The sequence below is a fragment of the Stenotrophomonas genospecies 3 genome (genome assembly GCF_054473855.1).
This window is the reverse complement of sequence record NZ_JBTMUR010000013.1, coordinates 20,138-33,751: the sequence shown is the minus strand read 5'-3', so window position 1 is coordinate 33,751 and position 13,614 is coordinate 20,138. Positions and strand designations below refer to the sequence as shown.

Below are 13,614 nucleotides of genomic sequence, written 5' to 3'. Positions count from 1 at the left end.
GAGAATGCAGGGTCTGGACCTACCCCTTATAGTTACACTTGAAACCACCAGCAAGGTGCACCGCAACATGAGCCCCGCCGATCCCGTTTCGACCCGCCTGCGTTCCTCGCACGTCCTGCTCGACCTGGAACAGTTCCTGCCGTACCGGCTGAGCGTGCTGTCCAACCGGGTCAGCGGCAACATCGCCAAGCTATACGGCGATCGTTACGGTCTGGCGATTCCCGAGTGGCGGGTGATCACCATCCTGGCGCTGTACCCGGGCTCCTCAGCCAGCGAGGTCTCCGACCGCACGGCAATGGACAAGGTGGCGGTCAGCCGCGCCGTGGCCCGCCTGCTGGAGCGCGGCTTCATCAAGCGCGAGACCCACGGCGACGACCGCCGCCGCTCGGTGCTGGCGCTGTCGGCGGCCGGCTTCGAGGTCTACGAGACCATCGCGCCGATGGTGATCGAGATCACCCGCAAACTGATGTCGGTGCTGAGCGAAGAGGAAGAGCAGGTGCTGGAAAAACTGATCCTCCGCCTGGCCGGCGAAGGCCTGGAGCGGATGGGCGAAGGGGTCTGAAAGAAAAAAGGGGACGGAGGGGATTAAGCCGCAATCGGCACATATGTGCGTGATACGACTTAATCCCCTCCGTCCCCTTTTTTCAGCTCAGATGCTTGCGCCGCGCATGGATCCACGGCACCGCCAGCGCAGCGATGGCACCGCCGGCGAAGCCCAGCGATGCGGCAACCGTGGCCGCTTCAACCGCGCCCGGCAGCGCCAGCGCGGCAGCCACCAGCAGCAGCGACGGCAGGCCGACGAAGGTGCCCAGGAAGAAGTGCCAACGCGGTGACCAGGTGTTGAGCTGCAGCAGGCTGACCGGCTGCCAGGCGTCAGACGCGGTGTCTTCGGCGATTTTCGCCACGACCTTGCCCAGGTCCACCTCCGGCACCGCACGCCCCTGCCGTGTAGTCGCCAGCAGTTCGGCCACCGCCTCCACCGGCGGGAAACTGGACGGCCACGCAACCGGCGCCGGCACGCCATAGGCGGTCAGCAGCGGCACGCTCAGCCACGGCGCCACCAGTGGGCGCATGCGGCGACGGCCATGCACGCACCAGATCTGCGGCTGGCCGTGCGCGGTGACGCTGTACAGCGCCAGTTCGTTGGCCGGTGGATAGCCGAGCATGGTCACCCGCGCGGCCAGGCTGTCCTGGCCCATCGCGCGCAGGAAGCCAGGACGGCTGCGCCCTTCCTGCATCCACGCCAGACCGAGTGCACCCACCAGATAGGCCTCCGCCACGTCCTTGCTGCCGGCGGTGGCGCGCTCGTCGCTGGCCAGGTACCAGGCCAGCGACTTTGGTTCAGAGACGTCCTCCAGGCCCCAGCGGCTGTCGTCACCCAGCACGTGGCGCACCGGCAGGCGCGCCGACGCGGTTTCACCACGTTCGCCCGGCTGCAGGAACGGCAGCACGCCCTGGATGAACGTGGACAGTTCGATCGCACGCACGCCATGGCCCTGCCATTCCGGCGGCAGCAGCCCGGCCAGCTGGCCGTCGGCGGCCAATGCATCGAGCCGTGACTTCTGCTCGACCAGTTTCTGCACCGCCCCCTTCAGCACCACGTTGTCGGGCAGCGCGATCTGCGGCAGGCGGTGACGCGGCGGTGCCAGTTCAACGGTGTCCTCGCCGGTACCGGCGTCATCCAGCAACGCCTCCTGCGGCGGCAGGGTCACGCCCTCGCCTGCCCCAGCCTCGGCCAGGTCGCTGGCAGGTTCGGGCAGTCGTTCGGCGTGGTCGCTGTGCATGGGCGTTCCGGAAGGTTGCATCGACGGGATGTCGACTGAGGTCCTTGCCGGTAACGGCGTACGTGCGATGAAGTTGAGACGCCGTTTCAGAGAGTGTGACGGCGCGCGCAATCGACCCACTTCATGCGTGGATGTGCCTCAGTGCCGACCAACGGTCGGCACCCACCGGGGGTGGCGGTCAGCGGTCGGCATCCACCGAAGCGGCCGGCCAGCGGCCGGCACTACCCTATTCCGGTTTGTCAGGTGCCCACTGCTTGAGGAACGCGGTCACGCGCGCGGGCTGGAAGGCTTCGCCCTTGCGCAGCTCGCCGGTCGCCTGCGACACCAGCAGTCCGCCATCGGCATCGAGTACCAGCAGGTACGGGTAGTCGCGTTCCATCATCGGGAACTGGGCGAAGAAAGCGGTGTTGGGCTGTTCGTCGCTGGCGTTGACCTTCACCCACACGTAGTGGGCATCGCGGAAGCGGCGCAGGTCGCCGTTGCCTTCCACCACCTCGTCCAGCGCCCGGCAGCGCTCACAGGCGGCGTTGCCGACCTCGAGCAGGATGCGCTTCTTGCCGCGCTGGGCTTCCACCTTGGCGGTGGCCAGATCGTCGGCGGGGTTGCGGGCCGGGTCGAACTGCGCGCCGAGCCCTGCGATGGCGGCGATGTCCGCCGCCACCGGGGTGTTGCCCGAGGCCACCGGTTCGCTGGGGTCAGCGACCGGTGGCTCGGTGGGTCGGGTATCCAGAGGCTGCGTAGGCTCGGCGGCGGCAGGCGGTTGCGGTTGGGAACAGGCGCCGATCAGCGCCGCACAGACCACCACCATTGCACCACCGAGCTTGCTGCGCATGCCTTCTACCCTCTCATCATCATTTGACGCCGTGCATCAGCTTGTTGATCAGCGGGGCGACCAGGAACAGCACCACGCCGGAGCCGATCAGGGCCCAGAACCCGAAGGTATACCCCTTCAGGGCCGACTCGACCGTCATGCCGCCTTCACCACTGACCACGCCAGCGAAGATGCCCGACAGGTTGTTGCCGATGCCGGTGGACAGGAACCAGCCACCCATGCCGAAGCCGACCAGGCGCACCGGGGCCAGCTTGGTCACCATCGACAGGCCGATCGGCGACAGGCACAGCTCACCCACGGACTGGATGACGTAGACCATGAACAGGGTCCAGAACGGGATCTTGCCGTCCACGACCATCTGCGACAGGGCGAACATCAACAGCGCGAACGCGGCGCCGTTGAACAGCAGGCCCAGGCCGAACTTGCGCGGGATGGACGGATTGGCGCGGCCCATGGCCACCCAGATCCAGGCGATGATCGGTGCCAGGGTGATGATGGCCACCGAGTTGACCGACTGGAACCACGCGGTCGGGAAGGTCCAGTCACCCATCTGGCGGTTGACGATGTTCTCGGCCAGGAAGGTGAACGAGCTGCCGGCCTGCTCGAAGAACATCCAGAACATCACGTTGAAGGCGAAGATGATCAGCATGGCGATCACGCGGTCGCGCTGTACCTTGCCCTCGCGGATGCCTTCGACCAGCAGCAGCACGGCCAGCGCGGTGAACATCGCGCCCAGGATCCAGGCCAGCGCGGTGGCGCCGGTGGCCAGCAGGAAGTACGCGACCGGGATGGCGACCACGGCACCGATCAGCACCATGATGATGCGGCCGAAGCCTTCAGCGCCGGCCGGCGGTGCACCGATGCCCTTCAGGCCGGCACGACCGATGTAGAACCACACCAGCGAGATCAGCATGCCCACGCCCGAGGCGATGAACACGACCTTGTAGGACGGCATCGCGTCGGTACCGAAGACCTTGCGGGCCAGGTACTCGGTCAGCACCGGGGCGATCATCGCGCCGATGTTGATGCCCATGTAGAAGATGGTGAAGCCCGAATCGCGGCGCTCATCCTTCAGGCCGTACAGCTTGCCGACCATGGTCGAGATGTTGGGCTTGAACAGGCCGTTGCCGACGATGATCGTGGCCAGGCCGAGCTTGAAGATGTGCTCCTGCGGCAGCGAGATCATGAACAGGCCGGCGGCCATGATGATCGCGCCGGTCAGGATCGATCGCTGGTAACCCAGTACCCGGTCGGCCACGTAGCCACCGAAGATCGCTGCGGCATACACCAGGGCCAGGTAGGCGCCGTAGATGCGGCTGGCGTCGCCTTCACCAGCAGCGCTGCCGTTGTAGAACTGGGCGACGATGTACAGCACCAAGGCCCAGCGGATGCCATAGAACGCAAAGCGCTCCCAGAACTCGGTCATGAACAGCATCCACAACGGGCGCGGGTGGCCCAGCGTGGTCTTGAAGTCCGGCAGCGCCGGCTCTGGGGTGTTCGCAGTGGCGTTTACGCTCATGCGGATTTCCTGGTTCGGTGGATGACGAGCACGTCCGATGTGCAGTTGGAGCAACGCGCGAGGATCACCGACTTCTGGCGTTCACGTCAAATACACGCCGTTTGAGGCAGGTGCCAGCCTGCTCCCTGAACTTGCATCTGAAACGATCCAGCCGCCGGCCGGGATCCAAGCTGAATACGGATCAGCCCTGTTCTGCCGGGGGCCCGGCCTGCAGGCTGGTCCGCACCTGGAACAGTTCAGGGAAGAAGGTCAGTTCCAGCGCCTTGGCCAGGAAGCCCACGCCGGACGAGCCGCCCGTGCCGCGCTTGAAGCCGATCACCCGCATCACGGTGCGCATGTGTCGGAATCGCCACAGCTGGAAGGCGGTCTCCAGGTCCACCAGGTCCTCGCACAGCGAGTACTCGCGCCAGTAGCGGTCGGTGTCCTGGTAGATGCGTTCGAAGACCGGCTGCAGTGCGTCGTCGGCCACGTGCGGCTGGGTCCAGTCATGGGCCTCGTACACCGCCGGCACGGCATGGCCGAAGCGGGCCAGGTACTTCAGGAATTCCTCGTACAGGCTGGGCGCCTCCAGCACGGTGCGCAGCTGCGCCTGCCCGGCCGGGTCGTGCTCGAACACCTGCAGCATCTGCGCGTTCTTGTTGCCCAGCAGGAACTCGATGTAGCGGTACTGCAGCGACTGGAAGCCGGAGGACGGGCCCAGCACGTCGCGGAAGCCCATGTATTCGGACGGGGTCAGGGTTTCCAGCACCGACCACTGCTCGGTCAGCTGGCGCAGCACCTGCTTGCTGCGCGCCAGCACCTTGCGGCACTGCCAGACTTCATCGCGCTGCAGGAAGCCGATTGCGGCACGCAGCTCATGGCCCAGCAGCTTCAGCCACAGCTCCGAGGTCTGGTGCTGGATGATGAAGAGCATCTCGTCATGGTGCGGCGGGCTGGACAGCGGCTGCTGCGCGCTGAGCAGCTGGTCCAGCCGCAGGTAGCCGCCGTAGGTCAGGCGTCCCTGCAGGTCGGTGTGGATGCCGGCTTCGAGATCGCGTTGGTTGTTGTCGACGGACATGGGCGGGACCAGATCGGGGGCGGCAAGGGTAGCGCGTTGCCGCCGCGCTGGCAGCCGCCGGGTCCATACCGGGGCGTGCGGTTGGCCGTGGAGCATCGGCCGATCCCGGGCCTGCGCGTGGAACCGTCCAGGCCGTTGTACTGGCGGTCAGCCAGGGGCGTATTCTGATGCTTTGCAGCAACGACTGAATACGTTGTTGTTATTGGCCCCCCACCCGCCGGCAGGGGTAAAACGGGGAATCCCCGTGTTGCGGCGCAGGAAGGCTATTCCGTACGCGTTCCTTAACATGGCGATTCATATCATTTGTAACTTCTCTGTCGAAGGTGCAGTACGCAATGACGGTTGCCGCTGAATTCAAGATCGAATACCTGCAGTACCTGGATACGGACGGCAAACTCGTCCGCGATGACCTGCCCGCGTCGCTGCGCGACCCCAAGGTCCTGGTACCGCTGTTCAAGCAGATGCTGTTCGTACGTACGTTCGACAGCAAATCCATCGCACTGCAGCGCACCGGCAAGCTGGGCACCTATGCCGCCTGCCTGGGCCACGAAGCCGCACACGTGGGTATCGGCGCTGCAATGCAGAAGGACGACGTGTTCGCGCCTTCGTACCGCGAGTACGGCGCGATGTTCATGCGTGGCGTGCGCCCGCACGACGTGCTGATGTACTGGGGCGGCGACGAACGCGGCAACGATTACGGCGGCAACGCGGCCAAGGACTTCCCGTTCTGCGTGCCGATCTCCACCCAGTGCCTGCATGCCGCAGGCGCGGCGCTGAAGTTCAAGCTCAACAAGGAACCGCAGATCGCGGTGGCGGTGTGCGGCGACGGCGGCAGCTCCAAGACCGACTTCTACGCAGCACTGAATTCGGCCGGCGCCTACAAGCTCCCGCTGATCCTGTGCATCGTCAACAACGGTTGGGCCATCTCGGTTCCGCGTTCGGCCCAGACCGGTGCCGAAACACTGGCGCAGAAGGGCCTGGCCGGCGGCCTGCACTGCCTGCAGGTGGACGGCAACGACCTGATCGCAGTGCTGGCGGCGATGGAGCAGGCGCGCGAACGTGCGCTGGCCGGCAACGGTGGCACCGTGCTGGAACTGATGACCTACCGCCTGTCCGACCACACCACCGCCGATGACGCGCGCCGCTACCGCGACGACGCCGAAGTGAAGGATGCCTGGCAGCGCGAGCCGATGCTGCGCCTGCGCAAGTACCTGATCAACGCCGGTGTGTGGAGCGAAGAAGAGGAAACTGCTTGGGTCGCCGAATGCGGCACGCGCGTGGACGAGGAAGTGAACCTGTACCTCAACACGCCGGTGCAGCCGGTCGAGGCGATGTTCGACTTCCTGTATGCCGATCCGCCGCCGGACCTGCTGGCTCAGCGTGCCCAGGCGATCGCCCTGGAGAAGCGCCATGGATGAGATCAAGAACGGCGCGCCCGGCGCGCACACCAACGCCGCCGACAGCGCTGCGGTCGCGCGCGGAGAAGAGAGCATGACCACCACCCCGATCACCCTCATCGAAGCCATCACCCAGGCGCTGGCCTGGGAGCTGGAACACGACCCGTCGGTGCTGGTGCTGGGCGAGGACGTGGGCGTCAACGGCGGCGTGTTCCGCGCCACTGCCGGTCTGCAGCAGCGCTTCGGCTCGGACCGCATCCTCGACACCCCGCTGGATGAAACCACCATCGCCGGCCTGACGATTGGTCTTGCCGCGCAGGGCATGAAGCCGGTGGCCGAAGCCCAGTTCGATGGCTTCATGTACCCGATGGTCGACCACATCGTCTGCCACGCCGCACGCCTGCGTTACCGCACCCGTGGCCGCCTGCACTGCCCGATGGTGCTGCGCGTGCCGTGGGGCGGTGGCATCCGCGCACCGGAACACCACAGCGAAGCCAACGAGGCGATCTTCACCAACGTGCCGGGCCTGCGCGTGGTGCTGCCGTCGTCGCCGCAGCGTGCCTATGGCCTGCTGCTGGCCGCGATCCGCGAACCGGATCCGGTGATCTACATGGAGCCCAAGCGCATCTACCGCCAGTACAAGGAAGTGGTCGTCAACGACGGCGAAGCCTTGCCGCTGGACGTCTGCTTCGTGCTGCGCGACGGCACCGACGTGACCCTGGTGACCTGGGGCGCGCAGGTGAAGGAAGCGCTGGAAGCGGCCGACAAGCTGGCCGGCGAAGGCATCAGTGCCGAAGTCATCGACGTGGCCACGCTGCGTCCGCTGGACTTCGCCACCATCGCCGAATCGGTGGCCAAGACCGGCCGCTGCGTGATCGTGCAGGAGGCCCCGAAAACCGCGGGCTTCGGCGCCGAGATCGCCGCGCGCCTGGCCGAGGAATCGATCTACGACCTGCTGGCCCCGGTCGAGCGCGTCACTGGCTACGACACCCACATTCCGCTGTTCCGCCTGGAAATGAAGTACCTGCCGAGCGTTGAGCGGATCGTGGCTGCGGCCAAGCGCGCGGTGGCGGCCGGCTGACATGCGGGCCCGCCTTCTGGGGGCTTACCGCAGCCAGTATCCCAACCCGCTCCGGTTCCACACCGGCCAGATCGTCGAAGTAGGTGTCCGTGACGAGGAATGGCCGGCGTTTGCCTGGGTACGCACCAACGATGGGCGCGCTGGATGGGCGCCCATCGCCTGGTTGCAGCTGCTGGACGAGGGTCGCGCCGAAGCCCTGTGCGACTACGACGCCCGCGAGCTGGATGTGGAAAGCGGCGAGATGGTGAAGCTTCATCACGAACACGGCGGGTGGTGGTGGTCCGAGCGCGCCAATGGCGCGACGGGTTGGCTGCCGGCCCGCGAACTGGAACTGCTGGAAGAGAACTGCAAATGAGCCAGACCAAGAACTTCAACCTGCCCGACCTGGGCGAAGGCCTGCCGGACGCGACCATCGTCGAGTGGTTCGTCAAGGAAGGCGATGTGATCAAGCTGGACGAGCCGCTGGTCTCGATGGAGACCGCCAAGGCCGTCGTCGAAGTGCCGTCGCCGTTCTCCGGCAAGGTGCTGAAGCTGTCCGGCGCTGCCGGCGACATCATCCCGACCGGTTCGGTGCTGGCCAGCTTCGAACTGGACCCGAACCTGCCGCAGCGCGCGGATGGCCAGGACACCGGCCACAGCCATGGCCATGCTGCACCGGCCGCAGCACCGCCCCCGCCACCGCTGCCGGCCGCTGCCGCACCGGTGGCCGCCGAAGCCGCCAAGCCCGCCGCCGCCGAGCGTGATGACGCCGGTACCGTGGTCGGCGCGATGCAGAGCTCCAATGCCGTGCACGCCGAACAGGCGCTGGCCGTCGGTGGCGTCAAGGCCGTGCCGGCCGTGCGTGCCACCGCGCGCAAGCTGGGCGTGGACCTGTCCCGCGTGCGCGCCACCGGCGCCGATGGCGCGGTGACCATGGCCGACGTCAAGCAGGCAGCTGCGGATGGCAGCGCAAAGATCGGTGCCGCTCCGGCGCAGGCCGCTGCTGCCGCCTACACCGCGCCGGCCCCGGCGCAGGTGTCTGCCCCGGTGCAGAGCGAAGCCCGCACCCCGCTGTCTGCTGCCGGCAAGCCGATGCGTACCCAGCCGCCGGGCGTGGTCGCCAAGGGCCAGCCGGAACCGCTGAAGGGCGTTCGCCGCAACATGGCGCGCGTGATGGCCGATGCGCACAGCAAGGTCGTGCCGACCACGCTGAACGACGACGCCGACATCCACGCCTGGCTGCCGGGCAACGACGTCACCGCGCGCCTGGTGCGCTCGATCGTGGTCGCCGCACAGAAGGTGCCGGCGATGAACGCCTGGTTCGACGGTGAAGCGCTGACCCGCACCCTGCACGCGCAGGTGGACATCGGCATCGCCGTGGACACCGACGACGGCCTGTTCGTGCCGGCGCTGCGCAATGCCGACATGCTCGATGCACGCGGCATCCGTGAAGGCGTCAACCGCCTGCGCGAGCAGGTGGAATCGCGTTCGATCGCCGCCTCGGAACTCAGCGGCTACACCATCTCGCTGTCCAACTTCGGCATGTTCGCCGGCCGCTACGCGACCCCGGTCGTGGTGCCGCCATGCGTGGCCATCGTCGGTGCCGGCCGTGCCCGCCACCAGATGACCCCGGTGATGGGCGGTGTGGAAGCGCACAAGGTGATCCCGCTGTCGGTCACCTTCGACCACCGCGCGGCCACCGGCGGCGAAGCGGCCCGCTTCCTGCGCGCGATGATGGACGATCTGGCGCTGGCCAGCTGATCAATCACCTGACTGGTGGGTGCCAACCTTGGTTGGCACGTGGAACTGACTGGTGGGTGCCAACCTTGGTTGGCACATGAAGTGGAGAAACGCCGGGCACTGCCCGGCGTTTTTTTGTGCCCGCATCCATGCATGGCGTGGATCTACACAATGCGGGCGATCAATCGCGCGCGACCATGCCTTCGGCGCGGCTGTACACACGCAGGCGGTGGCCATCCGGATCGGCGCCGACGAAGGTATGGCCGAATTCCAAGGTCACCGGTGCCTGCAGGATCTGCACGCCGAGCGCTTGCCACGCATCGTGCATCTGCTGCACGGCCTCCGGGTCGGCGACCAGCATCGCCAGTTCGGCGGCACCGGCCTGCGCGGACACCGGCGGCTGCACGTCATCGCGTTGCCACAGGCCCAGTGCGGCGCCATCGCCGAGCAGGAACAGGGCGAAACCGGGCGACTGCTCGACCGGTGGCTTGCCGAGAATGCCGCTGTAGAACGTGGCGCTGGTGGCGACGTCGCGCACGTACTGCAGCAGGGTGCTGGGCGTGAACATGGGGAAGCTCCGTTGTTGGGAGCGATCATGGTGGTACGGCCCTGCTGACAGATTCTGTCAGTAGCATCGAGCTTGCTCGACTGCTGTTGCCCTTGCCCTGGTAGATGTCGAGCTTGCTCGACTGCTGTTGCCCTTGCCTTGGTAGATGTCGAGCTTGCTCGACTGCTGTTCGCGAAGATCAAAGGCGGTCGAGCAAGCTCGACCTCTACCAGGAGCGAAGAGCGAAGGCCGCCGTCCCCAGGAGCCGGAAGCGATGCACGGAAGCAGTCGAGCACGCTCGACCCTACGAACGGTCCAGCCAGTCCGGTGCGATGCCCTGTGCCTTCTGCCAGCGCCGCAGCAGGGTGGCGCGCGGCACGAGGTAGCGATCCTCCAGCACGCGCACCTGGCGGATGCGGTCCAGCCGGAAATGGCGGAAGTCCTCGCGGCCTTCGCACCACGCCGCCAGCATCGGCACTTCATCGAAGTAGCCCAGTGCGAACGGCCAGACAATGCGCTCGCTGCGCTGGCCCTGTGCATCCTGGTAGCCGAACTTCAGGCGCCGCTGTGAACCCACAGCCTCACGCACGGCCTGCAGGCGTGCCGCCGGCATCTTGGCCGCAGCGCGCGAAGGGCCCACGCGCAGGCCACTGTCACGCAGCGCTTCGCGGCGCGCGGCAGGCAGCACATGCGCGATACGCGCCAGAGCGTCACGTGCGGCCTCGGCCAACGCGGGTTCGGTGCGGGCCGCAACCCAGCGCAGGCCCAGCACCAATGCATCGATCTCTGCGGGTGGCAGGGTCATCGGCGGCAGGGTATCGCTAGGTGCCAGCTGGTAGCCGACGCCAGCCTCACCACGCAGGTCGGCGCCTTGCTCGCGCAGGGTCTCGATATCGCGGTACAGCGTTCGCAAGCTGATGCCCAGCGCTTCGGCCAGCACCTGCCCGGCCACCGGCCGTCGATAGCGGCGCAGCAGCTGTTGAAGCTGGGTCAGGCGCAGCGCGCGCGACATCAGCCGACCAGTGCGCTGGATGCCACCACGTGTTCACCCGGTTGTGGGGCCAGCGCGGCTTCGACCAGTGCCTTGGCGATCTCGCTGGCCGGATTGATCCGCCACGCCCGTGGCAACATCGGCCCCAAAGCACCCAGCACCATCAGTGCCAGGCGCTCGCCACGACGCACCTCGTTGCGCTCGCCCCCGATCAGCCCTGGGCGGACCAGGGTCAACGAATGGAAGCCCAGCGCACGAAGGTCACGCTCCAATTCACCCTTCACCCGGCTGTAGAAGATCGACGACTGCGGGTTGGCACCGGCCGCGGAATTCAGCACGTAAGTCTGCGCACCCTGTGCCTGCGCGAGCCGCGCGAACGCCAGCGGGTAGTCATGATCGATGCGGTGGAAAGCCTCGCGGCTGCCGGCCTGGGCAATGGTGCTGCCCAGCGCGCAGATGACCGCGTCCACGCGCGCCCACTCGGCGGCGGCAGGCAGCGCATTGAAGGCCAGCACCGGGTTCTCCAGCGTCCCGTGAGTTACATCCAACGGGCGGCGGGTGGGCGCCACCACGCCACTGCAGCGCGGGTCGTCCAGCAGGCGGGGCAGGGCCAGCCCACCAACCAGGCCGGTCGCCCCCAGCAACATCACGCGCATCACCAGCTCCACTGCGGCATCCTGTCGCCCATCCTAGCCGTTCAAGCCGTCGGCGGCCGCGCCGATATGCTGGAACCAGTCCCTGCCAGCCCCAGGATTTGCTCGATGACGGACCAGCCCGACCACCGCCCTGCCCCCGGTACCGCCCTTGGGCCGCCGGCACGCGTGCGCGCGGTGGTGGACGATGGCCTGGGTGACCGGGTGGTGCTGCAGGGCGGCGGTGGCGTGGCGCTGCAGCAGCTGTTTGCCGGTGCCGACGCGCCGGAGCCGCTACTGGCCGCGTTCGCCAACGGCATGGCCACCCTGCCCGGCGAACTGGGTGACATGGGTGATCGCCTGCAGTCGGCGCAGGCCAGTGCCGATTGGCCGCGCTACGGGCGCGCGATGCGGCAGCTGATCGACAAGTACATCCGCACCATCGAGCAGCATTCACCGGACGGGCAGCCGGAAAGCCTGCGCCTGTCCGAGCAGCTGCGCCTGCTGCTGGGCGGCGCCGTGGTGGCCCTGCTGCAGCACGACCCGGATCTGCGCGAGCAGGCCCAAGCGCTGGCCACGCGCCTGCGCCAGTGGCAGCCGGGTACCGCACTGGAGCCGATCGAACAGGGTGTGCGCGAACTCGGGCACCAGGTCGGCGTGCGTGCCGAGAGCTGGCAGGAGCAGCAGGCGCTGCTGCTGGAACTGTTCGCGCTGCTGTTGGAAAACGTGAGCGAGCTGCTGGACGACCGCAGCTGGCTGCAGGGCCAGATCGCGGCGGTGCGCCAGCTGCTGGACGGGCCGCTGGAAGCCGAGGCAGTCGAGCGCACCCGTGCCGAACTGCGCGAAGTGATCTACAAGCAGGGCCTGCTGCGCCAGGGCATCGACGATTCGAAGGCGGCGATGCGCGGGTTGATGGGCGAGTTCATCGAGCGCATGGATGGCATGGCCACCAGCACCGGCGAATACCACGACCGCATCGGCAGCTACGCACTGCAGCTGCGCGAGGCGCGTAGCATCGCCGACCTCAACCAGTTGCTGCAGGACGTGATGCGCGACACCGGCAAGGTGCAGCAGCAGGCCGCGCAGGCCCGCGATCACCTGGCCAATGCGCGGCAGGAAGTGGAACGCGCCGAACAGCGCATTGCCGAGCTGGAGCAGGAACTGCGTGCCGCCGGGGACCTGGCGCGTATCGATCCGCTGACCCAGGCGCTGAACCGCCGCGGCCTGGACGAACTGCTGCAGCGCGAGCTGGCGCGCGCCGCGCGCAACAACTCACCACTGGGCGTGGCGGTGATCGACCTGGATGATTTCCACCAGACCAACGATGCACATGGCCATGCCGGTGGCGATGCGCTGCTGCAGCACCTGGTGTCCGTGTGCAAGCTGCTGCTGCGCGCCACCGATGGCATCGCGCGGCTGGGTGGCGACGAGTTCGTGCTGGTGCTGCCGGAGACCCAGGGTGCCGACAGCATGGCCACCGTGCAGCGCCTGCAGCGTTCACTGGCGCACCGCGTGCTGACCGTGCAGGACCAGCGCGTGCCGGTGCACTTCAGTGCCGGGCTGGCGCAATGGCAGCCCGGCGATGACACCGAAGCGCTGCTGCGGCGCGCGGATGACGCGCTGTATGCAGCCAAGCGGCAGGGCAAGAACCGAGTGCAGGCGGGTTGATCGCCCGGCCCACCGCAAACCGCTTCGGTAGGTGGCAACCTTGGTTGGCACACGCGGAAACAATGCGCCGACCAAGGTCGGCCTCTACCAACACCAAGGACAGCGCTTTGGTAGGTGCCAACCTTGGTTGGCACGCGCGGAAACAAAGCGCCGACCAAGGTCGGCCTCTACCAACGCAAAGGACAGCGCTTCGGTAGGTGGCAACCTTGGTTGGCACACGCCGGGGCAAAGCGCCGACCAAGGTCGGCCTCTACCAACGCAAGGGACAGCGCTTTGGTAGGTGCCAACCTTGGTTGGCACACGCCGGAACAAAGCGCCGACCAAGGTCGGCCTCTACCAACGCAAGGGACAGCGCTTTGGTAGGTGCCAACCTTGGTTGGCACACGC

At 67.2% G+C, this 13,614-nt stretch carries 13 protein-coding genes; 6 read left to right on the top strand and 7 right to left on the bottom strand.

Annotated features, from left to right (window positions below; genetic code table 11):
* Window positions 1–4 precede the first annotated feature (4 nt).
* Window positions 5–562, top strand: a complete 558-nt coding sequence (locus tag ACX9OT_RS16990) for a MarR family winged helix-turn-helix transcriptional regulator (RefSeq protein ID WP_005411341.1) — start codon at window positions 5–7, stop codon at window positions 560–562.
* 82 nt (window positions 563–644) lie between these two features.
* On the opposite strand, the gene ACX9OT_RS16985 is transcribed toward ACX9OT_RS16990, so the two are convergent.
* The 4 genes from ACX9OT_RS16985 to ACX9OT_RS16970 all read right to left on the bottom strand — a co-directional run bounded on the left by ACX9OT_RS16985 (window position 645) and on the right by ACX9OT_RS16970 (window position 5,192).
* Window positions 645–1,784: a hypothetical protein gene (locus ACX9OT_RS16985; protein ID WP_049461223.1), complete on the bottom strand. Its 1,140-nt coding sequence runs from the start codon at window positions 1,782–1,784 to the stop codon at window positions 645–647.
* 226 nt (window positions 1,785–2,010) lie between these two features.
* Window positions 2,011–2,616, bottom strand: a complete 606-nt coding sequence (locus ACX9OT_RS16980) for a thioredoxin family protein (protein ID WP_277779207.1) — start codon at window positions 2,614–2,616, stop codon at window positions 2,011–2,013.
* 19 nt (window positions 2,617–2,635) lie between these two features.
* Window positions 2,636–4,135, bottom strand: a complete 1,500-nt coding sequence (locus ACX9OT_RS16975) for a peptide MFS transporter (RefSeq protein WP_134950644.1) — start codon at window positions 4,133–4,135, stop codon at window positions 2,636–2,638.
* A gap of 181 nt (window positions 4,136–4,316) precedes the next feature.
* Window positions 4,317–5,192: a tryptophan 2,3-dioxygenase gene (locus ACX9OT_RS16970; RefSeq protein ID WP_049422936.1), complete on the bottom strand. Its 876-nt coding sequence runs from the start codon at window positions 5,190–5,192 to the stop codon at window positions 4,317–4,319.
* 335 nt (window positions 5,193–5,527) lie between these two features.
* Here ACX9OT_RS16970 and pdhA point away from each other — a divergent pair, with 335 nt between their 5' ends.
* The 4 genes from pdhA to ACX9OT_RS16950 are packed head-to-tail and all read left to right on the top strand — an operon-like array spanning window position 5,528 to window position 9,410.
* Window positions 5,528–6,610, top strand: coding sequence for a pyruvate dehydrogenase (acetyl-transferring) E1 component subunit alpha (gene pdhA / locus ACX9OT_RS16965; protein ID WP_049461216.1), 1,083 nt, complete (start codon window positions 5,528–5,530; stop codon window positions 6,608–6,610).
* Window positions 6,603–7,670 (top strand): alpha-ketoacid dehydrogenase subunit beta, encoded by a 1,068-nt coding sequence (locus ACX9OT_RS16960; protein ID WP_005414714.1) that lies wholly within the window; start codon window positions 6,603–6,605, stop codon window positions 7,668–7,670. The genes pdhA and ACX9OT_RS16960 overlap by 8 nt, the downstream gene beginning before the upstream one ends.
* A 1-nt stretch (window position 7,671) precedes the next feature.
* Complete coding sequence (locus tag ACX9OT_RS16955) at window positions 7,672–8,025, top strand: SH3 domain-containing protein (protein ID WP_005411349.1); 354 nt, start codon at window positions 7,672–7,674, stop codon at window positions 8,023–8,025.
* Complete coding sequence (locus tag ACX9OT_RS16950; RefSeq protein WP_277779206.1) at window positions 8,022–9,410, top strand: dihydrolipoamide acetyltransferase family protein; 1,389 nt, start codon at window positions 8,022–8,024, stop codon at window positions 9,408–9,410. The genes ACX9OT_RS16955 and ACX9OT_RS16950 overlap by 4 nt, the downstream gene beginning before the upstream one ends.
* Window positions 9,411–9,570: 160 nt before the next feature.
* Here the strand turns inward: ACX9OT_RS16950 and ACX9OT_RS16945 are convergent, their stop codons facing one another.
* The 3 genes from ACX9OT_RS16945 to ACX9OT_RS16935 all read right to left on the bottom strand — a co-directional run bounded on the left by ACX9OT_RS16945 (window position 9,571) and on the right by ACX9OT_RS16935 (window position 11,583).
* The gene (locus ACX9OT_RS16945; RefSeq protein WP_049461214.1) at window positions 9,571–9,957 is read right to left on the bottom strand and encodes a VOC family protein; all 387 of its coding nucleotides are present in this window, start codon (window positions 9,955–9,957) and stop codon (window positions 9,571–9,573) included.
* 283 nt (window positions 9,958–10,240) lie between these two features.
* Complete coding sequence (locus ACX9OT_RS16940; protein ID WP_049460856.1) at window positions 10,241–10,948, bottom strand: helix-turn-helix transcriptional regulator; 708 nt, start codon at window positions 10,946–10,948, stop codon at window positions 10,241–10,243.
* Window positions 10,948–11,583, bottom strand: coding sequence for a Rossmann-fold NAD(P)-binding domain-containing protein (locus ACX9OT_RS16935; RefSeq protein ID WP_277779205.1), 636 nt, complete (start codon window positions 11,581–11,583; stop codon window positions 10,948–10,950). Before ACX9OT_RS16935 ends, ACX9OT_RS16940 begins: the two co-directional genes overlap by 1 nt.
* A gap of 105 nt (window positions 11,584–11,688) precedes the next feature.
* Here ACX9OT_RS16935 and ACX9OT_RS16930 point away from each other — a divergent pair, with 105 nt between their 5' ends.
* On the top strand, window positions 11,689–13,227 hold the full coding sequence (locus tag ACX9OT_RS16930) for a GGDEF domain-containing protein (protein ID WP_277779204.1): 1,539 nt from the start codon (window positions 11,689–11,691) through the stop codon (window positions 13,225–13,227).
* The last annotated feature ends 387 nt before the right edge of the window (window positions 13,228–13,614 follow it).